The sequence below is a fragment of the Pedobacter sp. 05L430 genome (assembly GCF_056397585.1).
Genome location: NZ_JBFTNT010000485.1, coordinates 1 through 1,759, shown reverse-complemented (window position 1 = coordinate 1,759; position 1,759 = coordinate 1). Strand labels below are relative to the sequence as shown.

Annotated in this window: 2 protein-coding genes; one reads left to right on the top strand and one right to left on the bottom strand. The window is 33.9% G+C overall.

The annotated features are described in order from the left end of the window. Positions 1-415: citrate/2-methylcitrate synthase (locus tag AC1DG9_RS26670; RefSeq protein ID WP_477635646.1), on the top strand; the 415-nt coding region annotated here is incomplete at its 5' end. Between the two features lie 56 nt (positions 416-471). Here the strand turns inward: AC1DG9_RS26670 and AC1DG9_RS26665 are convergent. Further along, positions 472-1,605, bottom strand: coding sequence for a DUF3667 domain-containing protein (locus AC1DG9_RS26665; RefSeq protein ID WP_172663188.1), 1,134 nt, complete (start codon positions 1,603-1,605; stop codon positions 472-474). Between the last annotated feature and the right edge of the window lie 154 nt (positions 1,606-1,759).

Below are 1,759 nucleotides of genomic sequence, written 5' to 3'. Positions count from 1 at the left end.
AGCAAAAGATAAGAATGATCCTTTCCGTATGATGGGTTTTGGACATAGGGTTTACAAAAACTTTGATCCAAGAGCTAAAATCATTAAAAAGGCATGTGACGATATTTTAGAGAAATTAGGTATTGATGATCCTGTTTTAGAAATTGCTAAGAAACTAGAAGAAGCAGCATTAAGTGATCCGTACTTCGTTGAGCGTAAGCTTTATCCTAATGTTGATTTCTATTCAGGTATAATTTACAGAGCACTTGGTTTCCCAACGGATATGTTTACAGTTCTTTTTGCTTTGGGCCGTTTACCAGGATGGATTGCTCAGTGGAAAGAAATGCACGAAAATAAAGAGCCTATTGGCCGTCCACGTCAAATATATGTAGGTCATACAAATAGAGAATTTGTTGCTATAGAAAAAAGAAAATAGATTAAACATATATCTTAAATAAAAAAGCCTTAGCTGTTCAGCTAAGGCTTTTTTATTTATACAAAGTAATATATGAATCGCTCAATTACCCATTCAGAAATGAAAGCTGCCATCATATACAAGAAGCAGAGTGTTATCATTTTCTTAATGGTCACCTTTCTGGAACGCTGGTAGAATACAGTTAAAGCTTTATAGAGATACCAGATAATCCCAATAATTACTGCCCACTTGATGAGATCACTTATTGAGGATCCCGTACCGAATAAATCCCTCCTCAAAGGAACTGTAACTATTTGGGTAATAAAAAAAGCAGTTGTTCCGTGTATAGTAAATATAAGGTGATCTAGATAATAGATGTGGTTTCTTCTGAAATTCCACATAATAAATAAAGCTAGTAAAGGCATCAATAGGAAGTATTGTTTTGGCCTGTAATGTTCAAGTTCTTCTTTTACGGACCAATTACCTGATGCCGATTTTTGGTTTATAGCAATTTCACGTTTCTTAAAAATTCTATCGATCCATGAATCACGATCTGCTTCATTTAGCTTTTGCTGTCTTAGCAAGTATGAACTATAAGTACTGTCTTGTTTAATAATGTGTGATTTCTCATAAGACTCTAACACATCGTCGTATTCATTGGTCTTTAAACTATCTACTATATGTTTAAGTTCAGTAATTTTCTTTTCCTGATCTGAGAAACTAAGTGATTTAAATTCGGCTAAGTCGAGCTTTCTTTGCACATATGTTGCCGATTTTCCAATAAAAGAATCATCCTCAAAATCTCCATCCTCCAGGGTTTTTTTTAGTGCTTCTGTTTTTGATTTTGCTGAATCCTTACTTGCAGAAGAATGAAACTCTACTGCTTCGGCTTTGTGTTCCAATTTATTTGGAACTACAATGAAATAAACAATAGAAACAAAGATATACATACTAACCGGATTGATATATCTGGCCCTTTTACCAGCTAAATAATCCAGTGTAACTTCTCCCGGTTTTGTAAGTAAGGGTGATAAAGTTTGAAAAAACTTATTGTCGAAGTGGAAATAATGAGCTATACTGTGACTTATGAACTGCCAGAAATTTTCTTTAAGCTCCAGGTTAGCCTGTCCACAATTACTGCAATAATGTTTTTCTACATTCTGCCCGCAATTCAGGCAATTATGTTCTTTTCTATATTTACCAGTCGACATAAATCTATTAAAAACGGTTACTAAAAAATCCTAAAACAATTGACTTAGTGGCTCATTGCTTTTATAGCTGATTCCTCTGCACGGTTATGTTTATACTTGAAAATAAAAGGAAAAATAACAGCAAGTACTAAGGCATATGATGCAAAAGTAATCC